General features: G+C 68.3%; 11 protein-coding genes. 5 read left to right on the plus strand and 6 right to left on the minus strand.

The annotated features are described in order from the left end of the window. Positions 1-100: 100 nt before the first annotated feature. Together WK25_RS16980 and WK25_RS16985 are read right to left on the minus strand one after the other, a co-directional pair. Positions 101-1,525 (minus strand): PLP-dependent aminotransferase family protein, encoded by a 1,425-nt coding sequence (locus tag WK25_RS16980; RefSeq protein WP_038570637.1) that lies wholly within the window; start codon positions 1,523-1,525, stop codon positions 101-103. Between the two features lie 789 nt (positions 1,526-2,314). After that, positions 2,315-3,727 carry a PLP-dependent aminotransferase family protein gene (locus WK25_RS16985; protein WP_069242168.1) on the minus strand — a complete coding sequence of 471 codons (1,413 nt, stop codon included), beginning with the start codon at positions 3,725-3,727 and terminating at the stop codon, positions 2,315-2,317. Positions 3,728-3,959: 232 nt separating this feature from the next. Here WK25_RS16985 and WK25_RS16990 point away from each other — a divergent pair, with 232 nt between their 5' ends. Both WK25_RS16990 and WK25_RS16995 read left to right on the plus strand, forming a co-directional pair. Further along, positions 3,960-5,189 (plus strand): NAD(P)/FAD-dependent oxidoreductase, encoded by a 1,230-nt coding sequence (locus WK25_RS16990; protein WP_069242169.1) that lies wholly within the window; start codon positions 3,960-3,962, stop codon positions 5,187-5,189. A 36-nt stretch (positions 5,190-5,225) separates the two neighbouring features. After that, complete coding sequence (locus tag WK25_RS16995; protein WP_069242170.1) at positions 5,226-6,377, plus strand: branched-chain amino acid ABC transporter substrate-binding protein; 1,152 nt, start codon at positions 5,226-5,228, stop codon at positions 6,375-6,377. 31 nt (positions 6,378-6,408) lie between these two features. Here the strand turns inward: WK25_RS16995 and WK25_RS17000 are convergent, their stop codons facing one another. The 4 genes from WK25_RS17000 to WK25_RS17015 all read right to left on the minus strand — a co-directional run bounded on the left by WK25_RS17000 (position 6,409) and on the right by WK25_RS17015 (position 10,472). Next, positions 6,409-7,320, minus strand: coding sequence for a hypothetical protein (locus WK25_RS17000; RefSeq protein WP_059545972.1), 912 nt, complete (start codon positions 7,318-7,320; stop codon positions 6,409-6,411). A 146-nt stretch (positions 7,321-7,466) separates the two neighbouring features. Next, complete coding sequence (locus WK25_RS17005) at positions 7,467-9,203, minus strand: site-specific integrase (RefSeq protein WP_069242171.1); 1,737 nt, start codon at positions 9,201-9,203, stop codon at positions 7,467-7,469. Between the two features lie 584 nt (positions 9,204-9,787). Further along, positions 9,788-9,979 carry a DUF2964 family protein gene (locus WK25_RS17010; protein WP_069242172.1) on the minus strand — a complete coding sequence of 64 codons (192 nt, stop codon included), beginning with the start codon at positions 9,977-9,979 and terminating at the stop codon, positions 9,788-9,790. Between the two features lie 13 nt (positions 9,980-9,992). Next, entirely contained in the window at positions 9,993-10,472 is a 480-nt protein-coding gene (locus WK25_RS17015; RefSeq protein WP_059545979.1) for a universal stress protein, read from the minus strand. Positions 10,473-10,736: 264 nt separating this feature from the next. On the opposite strand from WK25_RS17015, the gene WK25_RS17020 reads away from it, so the two are divergent. From WK25_RS17020 to WK25_RS17030, 3 genes are all read left to right on the plus strand, one after another. After that, a complete protein-coding gene (locus WK25_RS17020) occupies positions 10,737-11,498 on the plus strand; it encodes a 2-keto-4-pentenoate hydratase (protein WP_069242173.1) in 762 nt (253 codons plus the stop codon). 10 nt (positions 11,499-11,508) lie between these two features. Then, a complete protein-coding gene (locus WK25_RS17025; protein WP_069242174.1) occupies positions 11,509-12,915 on the plus strand; it encodes a 3-deoxy-D-arabino-heptulosonate 7-phosphate synthase in 1,407 nt (468 codons plus the stop codon). Positions 12,916-13,188: 273 nt separating this feature from the next. Continuing rightward, a complete protein-coding gene (locus WK25_RS17030) occupies positions 13,189-15,360 on the plus strand; it encodes a hypothetical protein (RefSeq protein ID WP_069242175.1) in 2,172 nt (723 codons plus the stop codon). Positions 15,361-15,363 lie beyond the last annotated feature (3 nt).

Consider the following 15,363-nt stretch of genomic DNA (forward strand, 5'->3'; position numbering starts at 1 on the left):
GCCGTGCATGCAGCCAAGCGCGCACCGCACGCGACATGCGCGCGGCCCCGATGCAGGACACGGCAATCCGCAGTGTCTGCCGGGTGAACCGACGCGTGCGTCACCGCATGCACGACGCCGCGAGCTTGCCGACCGAGATCACCGCCTGCTCGATCTCCGGCGACCACGGGCTGCTGTAGTTCAGCCGGATGAAGTTCCGGTAGTTGTCGGTGATCGAGAACATGTAGCCGGGCCCGATCGTGATCCCCTGCTCCAGCGCGAGCTGGTACAGGCGCATCGCATCGACCGTCGGCGGCAACTCGACCCACAACACGTACCCGCCCGCCGGGCTCGAAATGCGCGTGCCCTCCGGAAAGAACCGCGACACCATCGCGCGCATCAAATTCGCCTGCTGCGCATATGCTTTGCGCAAACGTCGCAGGTGATGCTCGTAGCCGTCGCGTTCAAGAAACTCGGCGATCGCGAGCTGCGGCAGCGGCGGCGTCGCCAGCGTGTTCAGGAACTTCAGCTTCTCGACCTGATCGCGATAACGGCCCGGCAACGCCCAGCCGATCCGGTACGCCGTCGTCAGGCTCTTCGAGAACGACGCGCAGTGCAGCACGATCCCGTTGCGGTCATGGGACTTCAGCGTGCTCGGGTGCGCATCGCCGAAATACAGTTCGTTATACACACCGTTCTCGATGATCGGCATGTCCGATTTGGTTGCGAACTCGACCAGTTCGCGCTTGCGGCCGTCCGGCATCTGGAACCCGAGCGGGTTCTGGAAGTTCGGCATCACCATGCACGCGGCGATCGGCTGCGACTTCGCAATTGCCGCAAGCGCCGCGATGTCGATTCCGTATTCCGGATGCGTGGCCACTTCGATCGCCTTCATCCCCATCCGCTCGATCGCGTGCAGCATCGCATAGAACGTCGGCGATTCCACCGCGATCGTGTCGCCCGGTTTCGCGACCGCCTGCAGGCACAGGTTGATCGCCTCGGTCGCGCCGACCGTCACGACGATCTCGTTCGGATCCACCGACATCCCGTTCTCCAGATAGCGTCGTGCGATCTGGCGGATCAGGCGCGGATGCCCAGGCGGAAGTCCGTCCGTCAGCCCCCGCAGCGACTGGTCGCGGCCGGCAGCGTACGCGTATCGATTCAGCTTCTCGAACGGGAACAGGCTCGGGTCCGGATACGGCGAGCCAAGCGGCACCGCGTCGTCAGCGGCGATCGAGCGCAGCGTCGACAGCACCAGCCGGCTCATGTCCACGGAAGACGAGATCGCGATCGGTTTCGACGGCCGCAGTTCACGCACCAGCGCGTGGCCGTCGTCGTTGCGCAGGTTCACGAAGTAACCCGATTGCGGACGGCTCTCCAGCAGCCCGCGGCTTTCGAGCAGCAGGTATGCGTGCAGCACGGTCGTGATGCTGAGCCGGTGCTGCTGGCTTGCCTGACGTACCGACGGAATCCGGTCGCCATGTCGATACACGCGCTGCCGGATCAGGCGCTCGATGTCGTCCGCGAGTTTTTCGTAGAGCTTCATCGCGTACGCCCCGCCGGCGTCCGCATGCGCGCCGCCGCTCCGTGCGCGTTCGACGCGCGCGTGGTCTGCCCGTCGGCCGGGCTGTCGTGACGCCCGATTGCGCTGTCTGATGTCGCCTTTTCCATCGCCGTAGCTCGCCTTTGAAGGTGCGCCGGAAGGCCCGAGATGTCCGGACTCGCGGCACTGTGCACTTGATGATGGAATCTTAGAAGAAGAACAGTTGGCGACGAGCACACACATTGAACGCGCGTACAAGAGTACAGTTCCGCGCGAATTGGCTTGAGATGGCGAACTGTACATCTGGAGAATGGTGCCCGTGGCCCGTGGCCGATGGAGTTCGGACCGTAAGGTTGCCGCGTGAAGGCGGGGCCGTTCGCCCGTGTACCGCCCCCCACGGGACCGCGCTCGGCGGTTCGGTGCTGCGAGGAGCACGGTTCCGGACCGACACGGCGGCCCGCTCGCGCCGCGCACACGCCAGCGCGAAGGGCGCGCGACTGCTGTCCGCCGCCGCGTCGAACGTGCAAACGATCGCACTGCGCGCCGGGCGCACGGAGATTGACCGGTGGCGGTACACGGACGCCGTCTTTGGCAAACGGCGCCGCAGCCTGTCAATCGAAGCGCCGTGTGAAAGGTGAACGCCGGCCCGGCCCGGCGGGATACGAGCACGAGCACGAGCGGCGATACGCTCGCCGCCGACGGTGCGCACAGCGGCGCGCTGCGTTACGCCGAACCGCTTGCCGCGGCGGATAGGCGAGCGCGCCGAAGAGCAATCGACGTGAACGTCGACCGTCAGATCGAACCGAACAGCGCGCGCGGCCGATCCTTCAGCGTGCCGCCCAGAATCCGCAGTCCGTTCACGAGTTCGTCGCGCGTCGCCGGGCACGCGAGATTGATGCGCACGCCGTGCTCGATCTCGGCGCGATCGACGGCAAATGTCGACGACGGCATCACGATCACGCCGCGCGCCTTTGCGTTCGCGGCGAAGTCGTCGGCGCGCCACGGCGGCGGCAGCCGCAGCCACACGAACATGCACGCAGGATCGGCTTTCAGCTGGCCTGCCGGCAGCAACTCCCGGGCGAGGTCGACGCGCGCGCGGATTTCCGCCTGCTGCGCGCCCATGATCCGCTCGGCGGTCCCGTTCTCGATCCATACCGTCGCGATCAGCATCGACGTCGGCGCGGGCATCCACGCGGTGGTGCGTACCGCCTCCGCGCACAGCGCGACGCTGTCGCGCGGACAGCTCAGATAGCCGAGGCGCAGGCCCGGTGCGAGTATCTTCGACGTCGCGCCGATGTGGAACGTGAGCTCGGGACACAATCCCGCGATCGCCGGCAGACGATCGCGCACGAGCGGCCCGTACACGTCGTCCTCGATGATCGTCACATGATGGCGGCGAGCGATATCGACGAGCGCCATGCGGCGTGCAAGGCTCATCGTCGTCACCGTCGGGTTCTGCAGGTTCGGCACGACGAAGATGGCCTTGACGGGCATGCGCTGGCAGATCCGTTCGATCTCGTCGGGCAGCAGGCCGTCGTCGTCGGCCGCCGCGCTGACGATCTCGAACTGGAACAATGGCGCAAGCGCCTTCAGTCCGTAATACGTGAGCCGGTCGGCGACGATCACGCCGTCGGTGCCGATCAGGCTGTTCAGCACCGCATAGAGGCCGTGCTGCGCGCCGCTCGTGACGACCACCTGGTCGTGCGACGGCGCGAACCCGGGTGCGGCGAGCCACTGCGCGCCGGCCGCGCGCGCCCAGTCGGGGCCCTGCGGCGGCTGGTATTCCTGCAGCGACGCGAAACGCGGATCGGCCGGCAGCGCGCCGAACGTCTGCGCGAGACTCGCGAGAAACTCGCCGGTCGCCGGCCGGTTCACCGTCAGGTCGATCACGCCGCTGCCGGCCGCGAGCGACGCACGCGCCGGCTCGATGCTCGGCATCGCCCCGCCGGTCACGAGCGACCCGCGTCGCTTGCTGCCGATCACGAGCCCGCGCAACTGCAGTTCCTTGTACGCGCGCGACACCGTAGACACGTTGATGCCGAGTTCCGTCGCAAGCTGGCGTTGGGGCGGCAGGCGGCTGCCCGGCGGATACACGCCGTTGCGGATTTCCGCCTCGATCGAGCTCGATACCTCGACATAGGTCGGCCGCTTCGGCCGCGCTGGCGCACCGCTATCGCGCTCGCCGGAAAGTTTGTCTGCTGCCATGTAGCGCCTGTACCCACACAAAAAGCGTTTGTCTGCCGGTTCGATTTGCTCAGCGATTGTATCCGACATCCCCTCCCGGTCAAGCGTCTGCCTAAAAGTCTGTCGAATCAGGCAGCTGGAAGCGGGTAAACGCCAAGGCCATACAATCATTTTTTGATTGCACACAAAAATTTGCTGTGTGATTCTTTATCCCATCTTTGTATGGGTTTTGCGTGCCGAAGGAGAGAGCGTCATGGCGAACGTCGCCATCGTGGGTGCAGGCTTCATCGGGCTCGGCGCAGCCGCATGGCTGCAGCGCGACGGCCATCGCGTCACGCTGTTCGATCCGGCCGGCATCGGGCATGGCGCGTCGTTCGGCAACGCGGGGACGTTTGCGCCGTATGGCTGCGTGCCCGTCAACGGGCCGTCCGTGTTCCGCGACATTCCGCACTTCCTGTTCGGCGCAGACAGTCCGCTGCGCATCCGCTGGCCTTACCTGTTGCACGGCGCACCGTGGCTCGCGCGATTCCTCGCCGCATCGATGCCTGCACGCCATGTACGCAGCGCCGCCGCACTGGCCGCGCTGCTATCGCGCGCCGCCGACGGCTATGCGCCGCTGCTCGCGTCGTCGCGACTGTCGGCGTATGTGCGGCCGCGCGAGTGCCTGTATCTGTACGCACGGCAGGCGTCGTTCGACGCAGCGCAGCCGGCGCTTGCGCTGCGACGCCGGTTCGGCGTGCCGTTCGACACGCTCGACGCCAACGGGATTCGCCGGCTCGAGCCCGCGCTCGCGCCGATCTTTACGCGCGGCGTGCTGTTCCATGGCAGCTGGCATTTCTCCGATCCGTGCGGATTTCTCGCCGCACTGTTCGCGCATCTGGCAACGGAAGGCGCGACGCTCGAACGCACGCAGGTCGACCGGATCGAGCCCGTCGCCGACGGCGTCAACGTGCATGCGGGACACGCGGTGCGCAGCTTCGATCACGTGGTGATCGCCGCCGGCGCCCGCTCGCGCGCCTTCGCGTCGGCGTGCGGCGACACTGTGCCGCTCGACACCGAGCGCGGCTACCACGTGCAGTTCGGCGCACACGAACCGATCGTCACGCGGCCGGTCGGCTGGGCCGAACGCGGCTTCTACATGACGCCGCTGGACGAAGGATTGCGCGCGGCGGGCACCGTCGAACTCGGCGGATTCGACGCCGGCATGAACCGCTCGCTGATCGCGCTGCTCACGCGCTCCGCACGCGAAGCGCTGCCGTCGCTCGGCAAGCCGACCCGCAGCTGGCTCGGCTTCCGTCCGACGCTCCCGGACGGCGTGCCCGTGATCGGACGCGCACGGGACAGCGAGCGCGTGATCCACGCATTCGGGCACCAGCATCTCGGCGTCACGCTCGCCGGCATCACCGGCCGGATCGTCGCCGATCTCGTCGCGCAGCGCGCACCGCCGCTCGACCTCGCTCCCTATCGCGCCACGCGCTTCTGACGCGCGCCGCACCTTTCATCCCTGCAAGGAGGCATCATGAATCGTCGTAACTGGCTGGCATGGCTGGCCGTCTGCTCAATCGGCACCGCCGCTGCGTCCGTGCAGGCCGCGGACCCGGAAACCATCAAGATCGGCTTTGCCGGGCCGCTGACAGGGCCGGTCGCGCGCGTCGGCAAGGACCTGCAATACGGCGCGCAACTCGCACTCGACGAGGAGAACGCGAAACATCCGACCGTCGGCGGCAAGCCGGTGCGTTTCGTGCTCGACGTTCAGGACGACCAGGCCGATCCGCGCATCGCGATCCAGGTCGCGCAGAAGCTCGTCGACGACGGCGTGGTCGGCGTGATCGGGCACTACAACTCCGGCTGCAGCATCCCCGCGTCGGCCGTCTACAAACAGGCGAACGTCGCGATGATCACGCCCGGCTCGACGAATCCGCAACTGACGATGCAGGGCTTCAAGAACGTATTCCGCACGATGGGGCACGACGGCGTCGGCGGCGTGGTCGCCGGACGCTTCGCGGTCGAGCAGCTGAAGGCCAAGCGGATCGGCATCATCGACGACCGCACCGCATTCGGCCAGGGCCTCGCGGACGCGTTCGAAAAAGGCGTGAAGGACGCGCACGGCAGCATCGTCGGCCGCGAATACACGAACGACAAGGCGGTCGATTTCCGCGGGATCCTGACGACGATGAAGAGCAACAACATCGACCTGCTGTTCTTCGGCGGCCTCGACGAACAGGGTGCGATGCTGGTCAAGCAGATGCGCTCGCTCGGCATTCGCGCGCAGCTGTTCGGCGCCGGTGCGCTGAAGAGCAATGCATTCGTGAAGATCGCCGGCAACGCGGGCGAAGGCACGCAGGATCTCGAACCGGGTCCGGCGCTCGACAAGCTGCCTTCGGCGATCGCATTCGCGCAACGCTACAAGGCGCGCTTTAACCAGGACGTCGAACTGTATGCGCCGTTCGCGTACGACGCGGCGCTCGCGATGATCGCGGCGGTCCACAACGCCGATTCGGGCGATCGCGGCAAGATCGTCGCGAGCCTCGCGCGCGTGTCCGTCACGGGCGTGACCGGCAAGATCTCATTCGACGAACGCGGCGATCTGATCAAGCCGCCCTACACGCTGTTCCGCGTCGAACAGGGGCAATGGCGCAGCATTCGCACGGTCGGCGGCGCGTCGAACTGATCGACGCCGGGCAGCCCGGGAGCAGGCGGCGTCATCGCGCCGTCTGCTGCCGCTGCACTTCCTGCGCCTTCATTTGCAGATACGCGCCGCGCTCGACCTCGTGCAGTTGCTGCGGATATTGCTCGGTCGCATCGAACCAGCGCGCGAGGCGCTGGTCGAGCGGCTTGTCGAGCGTCGCGAGATACGCGTCGATCGCAAGGTAGTAGCGCATCGTGTTGCGCTCCAGCAATCCGCGCACGCCGCCGATGTATTGCGGCTGCGCGGCCGACGCGCCGCCGACGGTCGTAAACCCGACCTTGTCGCTGCCGACCGTCGCGAGGTAGGTCTTCATCGCCATGCGGCCGACCGTGCCGAAGCCGTATGAATACGTGAGGTGCAGGAACGTGCGCGACGCGCCGACCGGCACGGCCTCCAGCGCGATCCGGTAGTCCTTCGTGCCCATCGGGCCGCTGTCGGCGGTCAGGTCGACCTGAAAGTAGTCGGGCGTCGCGGCGGCCACGCGATAGCGGAACTGCACGCGGTAGGTATCCGACAGCTTCTGCTCGATCTTGCGGCCGATGTTCACGTCGAGCACCGGGCCGTCGCTGCCGGCGGACGCATGACAATACTTCGTGTTCAGGTGCAGGATCAGCACCGCGCACCAGTTCGCCGGCCCCTGCGCGGGATCGTTCAGCTTGCCGTTGACGACGGAGAACGGATAATCGACGACCGCGTAAATATCGCCCTTCAGCGATGACGACGCCTCGGACGATTCGAGGTACAGCGGGCGATGAAAAGGATTGTTCTTCAGTTGCTCGCCGAGGCCGCGATAGCGGTCGATGAGCGCCGCCGCGCCGTCCGCGCCGAACGACAGCGCGCTCCAGCTCATCCAGCACGCGGCGATCAGCGCGTGCCATGCGCGGCGGGCACGCTGCCGTGCCCGCGGGTGTGCGGATGTCTCCATTCGTGTTCTCCAACGGGGTGCGCGGCAGACGCGTGCCCGCGCCGTTATCGAATAAACCGTCTGACCGCCATCGGTACGCGTCGTTCCGTTCGCTTCGTATGCAACCGTTCGTGCATCGCTCGCTTGCAAACCCCTCTTGCAAGTCCCTATTTGTCGGCCGAAAACGCGCTCGACATCTGGCGCGCGCGCTTCACGTCGTCCCCGTGCAGATAAATCGACGTCGTCGAAATCGATGCGTGCCGCAAGTTGTCGCGCACGGTCGTCAGTTCCGCACCGCGCGCGAGCGCATGCGTCGCATGCGTGTGGCGCATCCAGTGCGGGCTCGCCTGCCGCAGCTTCTGCGCGAGCGCCGGGTTGTCGTCGTCGACGAGCGCCGCGGTCTGCACGAAGAAACGCTGCATCACCTTCCACAATCGCACGCTCGTGATCCCGGCCGCGCCGTCTTCCGCGAGACTCGGAATCAGCGGCGTGTCGGGCCGCCAGCGTACCGGCGTCACCGGCAGTCGCCGCGCAACCAGATACCGGTCGAGCGCGGTGCGCGCGAGCGGCGGCAGCGCGACGCGTGCAACCTTCCTGCCCTTGCCGATCACCTTCAGCCACGCGTCGCCGTGCGCGTCGGTCTCGATGTCGCCAAGCGTCGCGCCGACGAGTTCGCTCGCGCGCAGCCCCGTCGCATAGCCGAAATCGACGATGAAGCGCAATCGTTGTGCCGCGGCCGGCGTCCAGGCGGAAGGCGATGCGCCCGACGACGCGTGCTTGCGAAATTCGAGCCCGTCCGCGATCGTGCGCACGAGCAGCCACTCGCCTTCGGTGAACGCATGCGACGTGTCGAGCGCGTTCGCCCCGCGCGTGTCGCGCACCTTGACACCCGCGAACGGATTCGCGAGCAGATAGCGCTGTTCGATCAGCCAGCGGAACAACGCGCCGAGGACCGATAGCGTGTATGCGGCCGAACGCGCGGACAACGCGCCCGAAAACGGCCGCCAGTCCGGCGCGCCGCGCGGGCGCACGGGACCGACCCACCGTTCGTGCGGCGTCGGGTTGCGCAAGAACGCGCGATAGGCGACCGCGTCCTCGGTCGTCAGAGACGACAGCGCGCGCCCGCGTTCGACGATCGCCCACAGAATCAGCCGCTCGGCCTCCTTCCGGTACGCGCGGCGCGTCGCAGCCGATTCATGCAGCGACAGCCATGCATGCACGGCCGCATAATCGTTGTCAGCGTCGAGCGTACTGGTGGCGCGCGGCGCACGGAACGTGCCGGCCGATCCATCGACTTCGTGCGGCAGCTTCAATCGCTCCCACGGAACGATGCCGCTGCGCGGCTGCGCCGCGATCAACGCACGCGCACGCTCGGTCAGATCGGGATACGCGGAAAAGAACGCCTCGATGCGCCGCGCGCTCGCAACGCCGAGCCCGGCGATCGCGCGCCACCACTGACGCCGGCGCGGAATCCGCACGGTCAGATCGGCGAGCGTCGCGATCCCGTGCGCGCGCAGCGCGACGACCGCGCGCGCCGGCAGCCACAGGCCGACGTCGTCGCCGATCTGCGGCACCGGCGGCCGCGCATGGCGCAGCTGGCCGATCGCGTCGGCCGCTGCGTTGGCCATCTGCATGCGTTCGCTGTCGTCATGACCGAGTTGCTCGGCCAGATCGGGTCGCCCCGCCTGACGTGCGACGCGCACGAGGCGCCTTCGAATTGCGCCGATCACGCCGCGCGCGGACCGTCGTTCGCCGAGCCGGTCGGGCAGATAGCGCTCGACGGCCTGGCGAACGGTCATGCCCGCGTACCATGCGCGCAGCGCGGCGAGTTCGTCGGCATCGGGAAAGCCTGCGGGCGCAGGCACGGGATCGGAAGAAGGCGGTAACGCAACGCGCGGAGTCATGGGCGCAAGTTTGACAGAAGCGCACGCCGCCGAAAACGGGGTCGCCCCGTCGAATACGCCGCGTGCATCGCCGGCAGCCGAAGCGGATCAGCCGCCGATGCGCATGGCCCGGCGCCGAAGCGGGCCGCACCGGCGCGCGGCAATACCGCGACGCGGATGTACGGACAGATCGGGTTTTCGGGCATCGCGCCGTTTCACCGCTGGCGTCGCCGCGCCGGCGTCCCGGTCACGAAAAGGCCGCGCGGCATTTGCGTCGCGCGACGCTGTTGCGCATCGGAGATTGCCGCATGCGGATGATCCGCGGGCGCTGCAGCACGACGATGGTCGTGTGTTTGCCGCCGGAGAGCGGAGATCGATGCGAAAGCCGATCTGCCATCCCCCTGTGCGCGCATGCGCGAGTCGTCCGGCCGGGCGCGTATTGCGGAAGTTGCCGAACCCATTGAATGCAGATCGGCACGAGCAAAGATGCCGATCGGCCAAGGCGCCGCAAATACGGGGGAAGCGGCAGGACCGGAACCCGCGCAACCGCGCCGGCGATGCGGCGACGGCCGGCGTCGCCATCGCTCGCCATCGGCGTGCCGCCGTCACCCTTCGCCCTTCGGCCCCGGGTTCAGCATCACGACGAACGCCGCGACACCGGCGATCAACGCGATCGCGCCGCCGCGCAGCATGATCGCTTCGTCGAACAGCAAGCCGGTCACGACGGCCATCATCCCCGCGAGCGATACGAACACGGCGATCGCCGCGACGACGATCCGCGCTTGGCGACGTATCATCGTGCGGGCCGCGTCAGGCTGCCGCGGCGGATGCCGGCACGGCGGAATCGTTGCCGCGAATCAGCAGCACCGGGCAGCTCGATCCGCGCAGGAACCGCTCGGCCACGCTGCCGAGCAGCACGCGCTGAATCCCGCGACGGCCGTGCGTGCCGACCACCGCGAGATCGATCGCGCTCTCCTTCACGTAGCGCTGCAGGCGCTCCGCGACGTCCTCGCCGATGCTTTCGGTCTCGACGAGCTCGCCCTCGCCTTTGGCGCCGGCCTGCGCGATCGTCCGTTCGGCTTCAAGCAGCACCTTGCGGCCGTCGTCGCGGATTTCCTCGACGAGCGCATGCGGGTCGAAACGGCCGGCATACGTAAACAGCACCGACTTGTCGACCACATACACCGCGCTGACGTGCGCGCCGGTCGCGCGCGCGACCTTCAATGCTTCGGCAAGGGCCTGCTTCGACGACGCGCTGCCGTCGACGGCCACCATGATCTTCTCGTACATGCGAACCTCGCTGGGGTGAGCGGCCGCGCGCGGTAGCGCATGCGGCCATGTCCGCATCATCGGCGGAGCACGCGCCCGCAGCTTGACGGAGATCAAGATTCGCCGGCGGCCAGCTGTGCGGCAAAGCGCCGCGCGGCGCGATCGAAGCCGCACCGTGCAACGGACGTGAACCGAGCGGGCTACCCGCCGAAGGCGCTATCATCAGTTTTGCGACCTTCGTCCGGCCCCTTTTTCGCCGGCTCACTTTCAATTCGCTCAACCGACATGACAACGACTACCGAACGCGTGGACGGCGCCGCCCAGCATCTCGTCGCCGCCCGCCATGCCGGCGTGCCCGGCCCGCTGCTGCCCGACGCCTTTCGTCCGGAGGGCGTCGATACCGCGCTGGCGATCCAGCATCGCGTCGCCGATCTGCTCGGCGAAACCATCGGCGGATGGAAATGCGCGCTGCCGCCGCCCGATCGCGTGATCGTCGCGCCGATCTTCGCGTCGACGATCCGCGCAGCCGATGCGCCGTACCGCGTCGTCGGCGGCCCGATCGTGCGGATCGAGCCGGAAATCGCGTTCGTGCTCGATCGCGACCTGCCCGCCCGTGCACAGCCGTACGACGAGAACGACGTGCGCGGGGCGATCCGCGAAGTGCGCATCGTGCTCGAGGTACTCGGGTGCCGTTATGCGGAGCCCGCGCGCGCGTCGAAGTTCGAACTGCTCGCCGACGGCCAGTTCAACCAGGGGCTGTGCGTGGGCCCCGCCGTGCCGGACGGCCTGAACGTGCCGCTCGAAACGCTCGCGCTGTCGTTCGACGGCGCGCTGAATCGCACGATAGACGGCCGCCATCCGGACGGCGATCCGCTCAAGCCGCTCGTGTGGCTCGTGAATTTCCTCGCATCGCGCGGCGACGGCGTGCGCGCCGGCCAGATCGTGACGACCGGCTCGTATGCGGGCGCGATCGAAGTGCCGCTCGGCGACGCGCTGACGGTGCGCTTCGGCGAACTCGGCAGCCTGTCGGTGACGCTGACGGCCTGACGGATTCGCCATGCCGCCGACCCCGTTGCCCGCCCGGCTGGCCGAAGTGCTGCGCACCGTCGACCGCCGCTTCCGGCTGCCGCCGCTCGTGCGTGCGTCGTCGCTGACCGAGGCTGCGAATCCGGCCACCGTCATCGCGATCGTGATCGAGGAGGCGCGCCGGCTGAAGGCCGACGGCAGCACGCCCGAGCCGGCGCTGCAACAGCGTTTCGTCGATGCGCTCGCGCGGATGATCGGCGACGCGATGAACCCGCAATCCGGCGATCCGGCCTTCCAGGCCGCGGTGTTGCGGCATCGCGCGGCGGCCGTGCGCGAATACGCGTCGCTCGCCGCGCATGCCGAGCAGGATCGCCGCACGCTGCGCTCGGCGATCAACACGATCGCGCATCCGGCGAGGCTCGAACGTCACGCGCAGGCGTGGCAGCTGGAACCGCTCGCGCGACTGCATGCGGCGGCCGCGCGCGCGTCGTGGGACGACGTCGACGCAACGCTGCGGCACCTGCTCGCGCAACCGGAGATGGCCACCGCGACCGCGTTCGAACAGGACATCGTCAGGCTCGCGGACAACCCCGCGCTTGCCCGCCTCTTGCGCGCCGACGCGCTATCGACGGATCCGGACGTCCGGCGGTACCGGACGCTGTGGGCGCGCCAGGGGCCGCTCGTCGGGAGTGCGCCGGCGCTCGCGCAAGGCGTCACGTCGCAACAGCGCGGCGCAGCCGTCGAGGCGCTGGCCGCGCAGGCGCTGCGCGCATTGGCCGCACAACTCGATGCGGGCGATGCGCACAGCACGTATCGCGTGGTCACGTCGATGCGTGTGCCCGCGGCGATTCCCGGCAAGCACGATCGCGCGAAAACCGAATGGGATGCGGTGCTGCTCGAGCGCGCGCGCGGCGGCGATCCGTCGGCCGCATGGCACGTGCGGTTTCTCGTCGAGGCGAAGGCGTCGGCGGATGCCGCGACGACCGACCTGCCGCGCCTGCTGCGCGGCCTGCATCTTCTCGCGCAGGCCGATCCGCACACCGTTTATGCGTTCGACGCGCGCGAAGGCGCGGTGCGCCTGCACGGCGCGTCGCTGCACGCGCTGGCGAACGACGACGCGGCACTCGAACACCAAGTGCTGTATTGCTGCGACGCATCGGCCGATCCGGCGCCGCGCCTGCTCGGCGCCGCCAGTCGCATGCAACTGCTGTCCGCGCCGGCGAGCCTCGACTATGCCAGCGCGCTGGCGCAACACCGGAACCCCGACCCGCACGGCCTCGACGTCATCTGGCACGCACTGCTCGAATTGCCGTCCTGGCACGCGGTGCTGCATCAATACGAATCGCTGCGGCAGGTTCGGGCGCTGATGGTTGGCGTCGACGATCTGATGGCTGCGATCGAAGGCGACGTGAACGACAGCGCGGCCAACGACGCGTGATGCGCGCAGGGCTGACCGCGTGATCGGGCGGCGACGCCGGTTCGCCGCGCAGGCCCCTGCGGATCGTCGAGCCGCGCGTAAGGTCGCACGCATCGCCACACGCACACGCCGCCACGCACGACGGCGGCGTTGTGAGGTCCGGCCGCGTATCGTCGAGCGTCTGCGTCGCCCTGCGCGCGCCGCCTGCCGAGGCGGCGCGTGAGGTACGATACGCGCCGAGGCGAAATGCCCGCTGAGAGACCGGCCGTCGCGGCCCACGCCAACAAAAGAAAAATGCCCAAAAATTCGACACTGCACCGAAACCTGCTTGCCGCGCTCGCGGCCGGCCTCCTTGGCGTCCCCGCCGCTCACGCCAGTTCGGACTACACCTGCAATGCGCCGCCCACGCTCCGACAGAGCGCGTACTCGTGCGGCAACGTGCCGATGCTGAGCCCCGCGAACGACACGCGCATCAATGCGATGCTGATGATGGTTGACAGCGGCAAGGTCGCGCAGGTGTTTCCGGACCCGAAGACGATCCCGGCGAAAGAGCGGATCGACCGCATCATCGTGCCGTTCCCGATGGATTTTTCCGGGTGGATCGATATCGGCCAGAAAGCGCCCGACGTAACCGAGGGTGCGCCGGGCGCCGATGCAGCGTCGAACCGGTACGCCGACGGCGAAGGCAGCATCTGCCTCAGCATGGAATCGGGCGCCGCCGCATTCAATGACGCACTGGCGGGCGCCGCGAGCGTTCCCGCCGACGAAGCCGCACGGCTGCGCGCGGCACGCGCCGACATCGCGCAGAAAACCTGTGCGGCGGGCGGCGCGAGCGCCGCATGGACGCGGCCGCCCGTGAAGTCGCCGCTCGGCCAGCAGTTCGCGACGTACCTCGACGGCACGTACGCGTTCTACCGCGCCGACTTCCTCGCCGCGACCCGGGCGTTCGCGAGTGCGTCGCACAGCGCTAACCCCTGGCTGAAGGAAACCGGCCTCTACATGGCCGGGCGCGCGCAACTGAACGCGGCGCAGGCCAATGCGTTCGACCACGACAGTCCGACTCCGTCGCGCGCGCGCGTGACGAAGGTATCGCTCGATGCCGCGGACACCGTGTTTCGCACCTACCTGAAGGTCTATCCACAGGGCCGCTATGCGGTTTCCGCCGCCGGACTGTTGCGGCGCGTCGCATGGCTCGGCGGAAACGTATCGCAGCAGGCCGACCTCTACGGTCACGCGCTCGCCCGCTGGTCGCCGGCGACGTCCAACATGGCGCTGATCCAGCTGGCGAACGAATTCGACAGCAAGCTGCTGTTCGGGTCGGAACTCGACGAACGCCAGATCCAGTCGCCGACCGTGCTCGCGACCATCGATCTGCTGCGCATGCGCACGTCCGGCAGCAGCGATGCGAGCCGCGACAAACCGCTGACGCTCGACGAACTGCAAGCGCAGAAATCCCGTTTCGCGAACGCGCCCGCGTTGTACGACTACCTGCTCGCGACGTGGTACGTCCAGATCGGGCACAAGCCCGAGGCGGCACTCGCGTTGCTGCCGCAAACGCCTGCCGCGCCGCTCGACTATTTCGGCCTGAGCCAGCAGGCGCTGCGCGCGTTCGCGCTCGAAGACAGCGGACAGGGCGACAGCGCGCGCCGGCTGTGGCGCGATCTGATCCCCGCCGCGAAATTGCGCTTCCAGCGCGAAGCGCTGGAGCTCGCGCTGGCGATCAATCTGGAGCAGGCCGGCCTCGTCAACGACGTGTTCGCCGACGATTCGCCGGTGCAAAACCCCGCGATCCGGGCCGTCCTGCTTCAGCGCACGGCCGGTGCGGACCTGTTGCGCACGCAGGCGCAGAATCCGGCGAACGGCGGCGCAGTGCGCGACACCGCGCTGTACACGCTGCTGTACAAGGAGCTCACGCGCGCGCGCTACGCCGACTTCATCGCCGATACCGCGCTGGTGTCCGGCGCACCGGCCGCCCCGTTGAAACCGTTCATCGCAGCCGGCTCGCGCAACGAGGACGGCTACGCGTGCCCGTCCGCCCGCGACATCGCCGCGGCGCTGCAGCAGAATCCGCGCGATGCGAAAGGCCTCAACTGCGTCGCCGATTTCGTGCGCCTCCATCCGCCCGCGCCGGGCGTCGAAGGCGACCCGGTACCGTCGTGGATGCGCAACGCGTCGGCGGCCGCCGCCACGCGCGTGCCGCCGACGCTCGGCGGCGCGCCGTCGCAGTTCGCGGGCCAGCCGTACGAGCGGATGTCGAGCTACGTGACCGTGATGGCCGATGCGCAGGCAAATCCGAACGATCGCGCGTACGCGCTGTATCGCGCGATCAAATGCTATGCGCCGTCCGGCTATAACGAATGCGGCGGCAAGGACGCGCCGAAGAACACGCGCAAGCGCTGGTTCGATACGCTGAAGACCGCCTATCCGGGCACCCCGTGGGCGCAGAAGCTGCGCTACTACTGGTGAGCG

The sequence above is a fragment of the Burkholderia latens genome (genome assembly GCF_001718795.1).
GTDB classification, from domain to species: domain Bacteria; phylum Pseudomonadota; class Gammaproteobacteria; order Burkholderiales; family Burkholderiaceae; genus Burkholderia; species Burkholderia latens_A.